This is a genomic window from Streptomyces sp. NPDC006193 (assembly GCF_040613915.1).
Classification (GTDB): Bacteria; Actinomycetota; Actinomycetes; order Streptomycetales; family Streptomycetaceae; genus Streptomyces.
Map to the genome: position 1 here is coordinate 146,386 of NZ_JBEXTB010000014.1, position 7,092 is coordinate 153,477.

General features: G+C 74.6%; 6 protein-coding genes. 1 reads left to right on the forward strand and 5 read right to left on the reverse strand.

The window, feature by feature from the left end; translation table 11 throughout:
- Positions 1-140: 140 nt before the first annotated feature.
- From ABZ261_RS16115 to ABZ261_RS16125, 3 genes are all read right to left on the reverse strand, one after another.
- On the reverse strand, positions 141-1,652 hold the full coding sequence (locus tag ABZ261_RS16115; RefSeq protein WP_356859517.1) for a DUF2690 domain-containing protein: 1,512 nt from the start codon (positions 1,650-1,652) through the stop codon (positions 141-143).
- 194 nt (positions 1,653-1,846) lie between these two features.
- Entirely contained in the window at positions 1,847-2,320 is a 474-nt protein-coding gene (locus ABZ261_RS16120; RefSeq protein ID WP_356859519.1) for a DUF3017 domain-containing protein, read from the reverse strand.
- Complete coding sequence (locus ABZ261_RS16125) at positions 2,310-3,164, reverse strand: bifunctional methylenetetrahydrofolate dehydrogenase/methenyltetrahydrofolate cyclohydrolase (RefSeq protein WP_356859521.1); 855 nt, start codon at positions 3,162-3,164, stop codon at positions 2,310-2,312. Before ABZ261_RS16125 ends, ABZ261_RS16120 begins: the two co-directional genes overlap by 11 nt.
- 240 nt (positions 3,165-3,404) lie before the next feature.
- On the opposite strand from ABZ261_RS16125, the gene ABZ261_RS16130 reads away from it, so the two are divergent.
- Complete coding sequence (locus tag ABZ261_RS16130) at positions 3,405-4,013, forward strand: hypothetical protein (RefSeq protein WP_356859523.1); 609 nt, start codon at positions 3,405-3,407, stop codon at positions 4,011-4,013.
- Positions 4,014-4,700: 687 nt separating this feature from the next.
- Here the strand turns inward: ABZ261_RS16130 and purH are convergent.
- Positions 4,701-6,263: a bifunctional phosphoribosylaminoimidazolecarboxamide formyltransferase/IMP cyclohydrolase gene (purH, locus tag ABZ261_RS16135; protein WP_356859525.1), complete on the reverse strand. Its 1,563-nt coding sequence runs from the start codon at positions 6,261-6,263 to the stop codon at positions 4,701-4,703.
- A complete protein-coding gene (purN, locus tag ABZ261_RS16140) occupies positions 6,260-6,898 on the reverse strand; it encodes a phosphoribosylglycinamide formyltransferase (RefSeq protein ID WP_356859527.1) in 639 nt (212 codons plus the stop codon). Before purN ends, purH begins: the two co-directional genes overlap by 4 nt.
- Positions 6,899-7,092 lie beyond the last annotated feature (194 nt).

The window sequence follows — 7,092 nt, forward strand, 5'->3', positions numbered from 1 at the left end:
CCGTCCGGGAGAGGAGGGACGCAGACGGCCGCCGGTGGGGGTGCCGGCTCACCGGACTCCCGTGGGGGTACTCCTCACGTGCCCCGGATCCCGGCCGGCCATGCACCCCCGACGGAATGTCCCCCTCCGTGCTCGCCCGTCTACGGCGTGCAGCCCGTCCGCCCCGAGGCGAGCGTGGCGCAGGCCCTGGCCTCCGCGGGGTCCTTCACGGCGACCATCGGGGTGTAGGCGATGGTGTCCCCTGCCACGGTGATGTCGTCCGACTGGCGGACCCGGCCCGCCGTGACCCGCACGGTGTCGCCGGGCGCGCCGCTGGTGATCCGGCCCCAGGCCGCCCCGCAGGTCCTGCTGTAGCGGACCTCCAGGACGGTGGCGCCGAGGGTGACGCTCCTGGCGGTGGTCACCAGCTCGCCGCTGCACCCCATCGCCTCGGCGTCCTTGCCGGTGCAGGCGGATCCGGTGCACTCGACCCCCGGCGGCAGGCTCGCCCGGGGCCGGGCCGACGGGGACGGCTCGGCGGCCGCGCCCCCGGTCCCGCCGTCGCCGTCGCGGTGGGTGAGGAAGAAGACGCCGGCGATGAGGGCGAGCACGCTGAACAGACCCGCGAGGAACATGGTCACCTGCTGCCGGCGCGGCGGCGCGTCGGCCGGGACCGGCCGCGGCGGCACGGGCCCGCCGCCGTGCGGGGCGGCGGCGCCCGGTGTCGGGGCGGAGGCGGTCCGGGCCGGGGCGGAGGCGCCGGTGGCAGGGGCGGACGCGCCCGTGCGCAGCACGGGGGCATGGGCGGTGACGCCCGGGGCCGCGGCGGGGCCGGGTGCCCCGGCCAGGGGCCGGCTGCCCGGCCGGGCGCCCGCCTTCGACGGGCCCCGGTACCCGGCCAGGCCCCAGGAGTTGCCGCCGGACGAGGACGTGCTGCCACCGGTCGCGCTGCCGGCCGCGGTGCGGGCGCCGCCGCCGGGCGTCGCCGGGGAGTCGTCGCGGGCCGCGGGGGAACCGCCGCCGACCTCCGTACGGGAGTGCTCGGCGGCCGTGCGGGAGCCGTCGCCGGACGGTGCGGCGCCGCCTGCCACCGCCGCGCCGGAACCGCCGCCGGGCCGGGTGCCGGGGCCGTGGGACGCCGGCGGGGCGGGGGTGTCGCCGTCGTGGGCGCCGGTGTCCGGGGTCGGCGTGCGGGCGGGGAGCGTGGGCGAGACCCCGGCGGGTCCGGCGATCCCGGTGACCGCGGTCATGCCGCCGCCCTTGCGCGCGGCCGTCACCGGCGGCCGGCCGGCACCGCCGCGGCTCGCGCCGCCGGTCCCCGCGGCAGCCGTGCCGAGGTCCCCGAGCGCGGCGCGCGCCCGGGCGATGCGGAGCGCCTCCGCGGTGCTGTCGTTCCCCTCCTCGGCCCGGCTCCAGGCGCGTTCGGCCAGCTCCCACAGGGTGGTCAGGGGGACGGGCTGGGTGCCGGTGGCCTCGGCGAGCGCGATGACCGCGCCCTTGGGCGCGAGGAGCCGCCCGCCCAGGTACCGCTCCCAGGACGTCCGGCTGTAGCCCGTGCGGTCGGCCAGCACCGGCAGGCTCAGGCCGCTGCGGTCCACGAGCCGCCGCATCCGCTCGATGAACTCCTTGATCTGCGGGTCGAGATCCTCCGGCAGTGCTTTCCAGCGAGGCATCGCTCCCCCTCTCCCCTCTTCCCCCGTGTTCCTTGCTCGCGCGTTCCGCCGCCCGTGGCGCCCGTCGGCGCCCACAGGGATGCGCCGTCCAAGGATCCCAGTTCCCGGGCGGACGGCGTACCTGAGCAGGGGCGGAAGCGGCGGTGGCCCGCGTCCTCCCGGAGGGACGCGGGCCACCGGCCGTACGGGCGGCGCTACTTGGTGAGCGTGAAGTGCAGGATGTCCTTCAGGAACGGCATCTTGAGCAGCGGGTCGGGCTGGATCATCAGCGCCAGCAGGCAGATCACCACGCCCAGCACGCCGTAGGTGGCGATGTCCGTGAAGCGGGAGCGCACGGCGAGCATGCCGACGTCCGGCAGCAGCCAGCGCAGCGCCGCGCCGCCCAGCAGCGCGAGCCCGATGAGCAGCGTCCCCGGGCGCAGCACGTCCAGCGCGGTCAGCAGCAGGCCGAGCGCCACCAGGCCGACGACGAGGAGGATCGGCCACTGCCGGGCGGGGGCCGGGGCGTCGCGGGGCGCGGCCCGGCCGCCGCCCTCCGGCCGTGCGGTGTCCCTGGTGAACAGCGGGAAGCGGCGGGTGACGCGGCGCGGGCGGCCCTCGGCGTCGGGGGCGCTGATCGCGTCCCGCACGGTCGGTTCCGCGGGTTCGCGGGTGTCCTCAGCCGGCACTGCGCTCCGCCGCCTCGACCACGTTGACGAGCAGCTGCGCCCGGGTCATCGGCCCCACGCCGCCGGGGTTCGGGGAGATCCAGCCGGCCACCTCCAGCACGTCCGGGTGGACGTCGCCCATGATCTTGCCCTCGGCGTTGCGGGAGACGCCGACGTCCAGGACGGCCGCGCCCGGCTTGACGTCCTCGGCGCGGATCAGGTGCGGGGAGCCGGCCGCGGCGATGATGATGTCGGCCCGCTTCAGGTGGGCGGACAGGTCCCGGGTGCCGGTGTGGCACTGGGTCACGGTGGCGTTCTCGCTGCGCCGGGTGAGCAGCAGCGGCATCGGGCGGCCGATGGTGACGCCGCGGCCGACGACGACGACCTCGGCGCCCTTGATCTCCACGCCGTGGGCCCGCAGCAGGGTGAGGATGCCGTTGGGGGTGCAGGGCAGCGGGGCCGGCTCGTTGAGGACCAGACGGCCGAGGTTCATCGGGTGCAGGCCGTCGGCGTCCTTGGCCGGGTCCATCAGCTCCAGGATGCGGTTCTCGTCGATGCCCCTGGGCAGCGGCAGCTGGACGATGTAACCGGTGCAGGCCGGGTCCTCGTTCAGCTCGCGGACGACCGCCTCGATCTCCTCCTGGGTGGCCGTGGCCGGCAGCTCCCGCTGGATGGAGGCGATGCCCACCTGGGCGCAGTCCCGGTGCTTGCCGGCGACGTACTTCTGGCTGCCGGGGTCGTCCCCGACCAGGATCGTGCCGAGGCCGGGCGTGACGCCCTTCTCCTTCAGCGCCGCCACGCGGGCGGTCAGATCGGACTTGATCGCGGCTGCGGTGGCCTTGCCATCGAGAATCTGGGCGGTCATGTCCCCATCCTCGCGGATGACCGGCCCCCGGTTCCAATCCGGGTGGTGTCCGTCATGATCGGTGATGTTGCACTTGCACAACACCTCACGAATGCGGCTGGACAAGTAAGAGTCCGCTAAAGAACGATGAGCACACAGTGCCGCGGGCAGTGCCGGGGGGACGGACCGCATCTGTGAAACATTCCTCCGAACCGTGCTGCGCGTCGTCCCCGCACTTCAGCAAACGGAGGAAAGACCGCCATGAGCTTCGGCGACCCGAACAACCCCTACGGCCCCCCGCAGGGCCAGCAGCCCGGTTACCCGCCCCATCCGCCGCAGGACCAGCCCGGTTACGGCTACCCCGGCGCCCCGCAGGGCCAGCCCGGCTACGGCTACCCGGCCGCCCCGCCGATGGCGCAGCCGTTCGGCTACGGCGCGCCGATGGAGATGCCGGGCCTGATCAAGACGGCCCGGGTGCTGCTGTTCATCCTCGCCGGCTTCCAGTTCATCGCGGGCCTGTTCCTCGGGATCGCCGCCGGCGCCGCGCAGGACGTCTCCAACGGCATCGGGTCCGGCGACGACACCAGCGTGGCCACCGGCGCGCTGATCGCGTTCGCCCTGCTGATGCTGGCGCTGGGCACCCTGTCCATCTTCCTGGGCGTGAAGTTCAAGAACGGCGGCAGCGGCATCCGCATCACGACGATCGTGTACGCGTCGCTGATGCTGCTCGGCAGCCTGGTCAACATCGTGAACGGCGGCGGCGGTTCGTCGACCTTCGGCGGCATAGTCTCCCTGGCCATCGCCGGCGTCATCCTGGCCTCGATGGTCAACGGCGCGGCCTCCGCCTGGTTCAACCGGCCGAGGTACTGAGCCGGCATCACACCGGAGACTGAAGGGCCGCGTTCCGTGCGTCCGGACGGAGTGCGGCCCTCCGTGCTGTCCGGACGGCGCCGGCGGGGCCTTCGCGCGGGGCGCGGGGGCCGTGTCCGTCCCGGGGCACCACCCGTCCCGGGGCACCGCCGTGGCTCGGCCTCCGACCAGGACGCGACCGGTGTCGCGGGCCGCCGCTTCGCCGGACGGCGGAACCCCGAAGGAGGCGGGCGACCCGCTCCGGACGGCCGTGAGCGGCCCGTCGGCATCCCGCGCGGCGACCGGCAGGCGGTGCCGGCCGCGGTCGCCTCTGAGGCGCTCGGAGCCACGACCGACACGGCTTCGACTCCGCGCACCCGGCTGGTTGGCAGCGGCGCACGGGCGGTGGGCCGGCCGGGCCGGTGGGCGGAAACTCCCCTTACCGGCGCGGCGGGACGGCCCGCACTCGGGCGCGACGACGCGTGGTCCCGTCCGTCGGCCGACGGACGGGACCACGCGGACGGCGGCGGGGCCGCCCGGCCCGGTGGCGGGGCGGCGCGCCCCGGCGAACCGCTCGGCACGGACACCGACCGGCACGGACACCGGCCCGGTGCGGAGCGCCACTCGGTGCGGAGGGGCGCTCGGTGCGGAGGGGCGCTCGGTGCGGGGCGCCGCTCGGCGCGAGGCGCGCTCAGTGCTGGGCGCGGCTCAGTGGAAGAAGTGGCGGGTGCCCGTGAAGTACATCGTCACGCCAGCCTCCTTGGCGGCCTCCACGACCTGCTCGTCCCGGATCGAGCCGCCCGGCTGGACGATCGCCCGGACGCCGGCGTCGATGAGGATCTGCGGGCCGTCGGGGAAGGGGAAGAAGGCGTCCGAGGCGGCGTAGGAGCCCCGGGCCCGCTCCTCGCCGGCCCGCTCGACGGCCAGCTTGCAGGAGTCGACGCGGTTGACCTGTCCCATGCCGACGCCCACCGAGGCGCCGTCCTTGGCGAGCAGGATCGCGTTGGACTTCACGGCACGGCACGCCTTCCAGGCGAAGGCCAGCTCCTTCAGCTCCTCGGCGGACAGGGCCTCGCCGCTGGCGAGCGTCCAGGTGGCCGGGTCGTCGCCCTCGGCGTGGAGCCGGTCGGCCGCCTGCAGCAGCGCACCGCCGTCGATGGGCTTGACCTCGACGGACTGAACGGGGCCTTCGGGGCAGCGCAGCACGCGGATGTTCTTCTTCCGGGTGAGGACCTCCAGCGCGCCCTCCTCGTAGTCCGGCGCCACGATGACCTCGGTGAAGATCTCCGCGACCTGCTCGGCCATCTCCTTGCTGACCGGCCGGTTGACGGCGATCACACCGCCGTAAGCGGACACCGGGTCGCAGGCGTGCGCCTTGCGGTGCGCCTCGGCGACGTCCGCGCCGATCGCGATGCCGCAGGGGTTGGCGTGCTTGATGATCGCGACGCAGGGCTCGTCGTGGTCGTACGCGGCACGGCGGGCGGCGTCCGTGTCCGTGTAGTTGTTGTACGACATCTCCTTGCCGTGCAGCTGCTCGGCGGCCGCGAGCCCGCCCTCGCCGGTGGTGTAGAGGGCGGCGGGCTGGTGCGGGTTCTCGCCGTAGCGCAGGGTGTGCGCGCGCTCCAGGGTGGTGCCGAGGAAGTCGGGGAACGCCGAGTCGTCGGCGGGCGCGTAGGCGGAGGCGAACCAGGACGCGACGGCGATGTCGTACTCGGCGGTGTGCCGGAACGCCTCGGCGGCCAGACGCTTGCGGGCGGCGAGGTCGAAACCGCCGTCCTGCACGGCGGCCAGCACGTCGGCGTACCGCTGCGGGCTGGTGACCACGGCCACGGAGGGGTGGTTCTTCGCGGCGGCGCGGACCATCGACGGGCCGCCGATGTCGATCTGCTCCACGCACTCGTCGGGCGAGGCGCCGGAGGCGACGGTCTCGCGGAACGGGTAGAGGTTCACGACGACCAGGTCGAACGGCTCCACGCCCAGCTCGGCGAGCTGCTCGCGGTGGCTGTCCAGGCGCAGGTCGGCGAGGATGCCCGCGTGCACCTTCGGGTGCAGGGTCTTCACCCGGCCGTCCAGGCACTCGGGGAAGCCGGTCAGCTCCTCCACCCTGGTCACGGGGACGCCGGCGGCGGCGATCCGGCCGGCCGTGGAGCCGGTGGAGACGAGCTCCACCCCGGCCTCGTGCAGCCCGCGGGCCAGCTCCTCCAGTCCGGTCTTGTCGTAGACGCTGACGAGCGCGCGACGGATGGCCCGCTTGTTGCTCTCGGCGGTCACTGGATAACTACCTTTCGTCCCTCGATGCGATAGCCGTTGCGGGCGAGCCGCCCCACGACCTCGACGAGCAGCCTTCGCTCGACTTCCTTGATGCGCTCGTGCAGCGCGCTCTCGTCGTCCTCGTCCCGGACCTCGACCACGCCCTGGGCGATGATCGGCCCGGTGTCGACGCCGTCGTCGACGAAGTGGACGGTGCAGCCGGTGACCTTGGCGCCGTACGCGAGCGCGTCACGGACGCCGTGGGCCCCCGGAAAACTGGGCAGCAGGGCCGGGTGCGTGTTCACGAACCGCCCGCCGAACCGCGTGAGGAACTCCTTCCCCACGATCTTCATGAACCCGGCGGAGACGACGAGGTCGGGCTCGTACGCCGCCACCTCCGCGGCGAGGGCGGCGTCCCACTCCTCGCGGGTGCCGAAGTCCTTCACCCGGCACACGAACGTCGGCAGCCCGGCCCGCTCGGCCCGGGCGAGCCCCTCGATGCCGGTGCGGTCGGCCCCCACGGCGACGATCCGCGCGCCGTACGCCTCGGCGCCGGTGCGCTCGATCTCGTGCAGGAGCGCCTGCAGGTTCGTGCCGGAGCCGGAGACCAGCACGACGAGGCGCTTGACCGCTGGGCCAGGGGTGGTGGCGGCCACGGTGGGGCCCTTTCTCGGGAAAACGATGGGTCCGGCCGTCGGCGGCCGGACGGTTTGTACGGTCGTACGAATGCTTCGCGCCCCCGGATACGGGGAAGTCTACGAAGCGGCCGACCGTCAGCAACGATACCGGCACTCCGGACGGGCCCCCGGGGACGGGGGGCGGGGCGGAAGGTAGCGTTCGCAGGGAATCA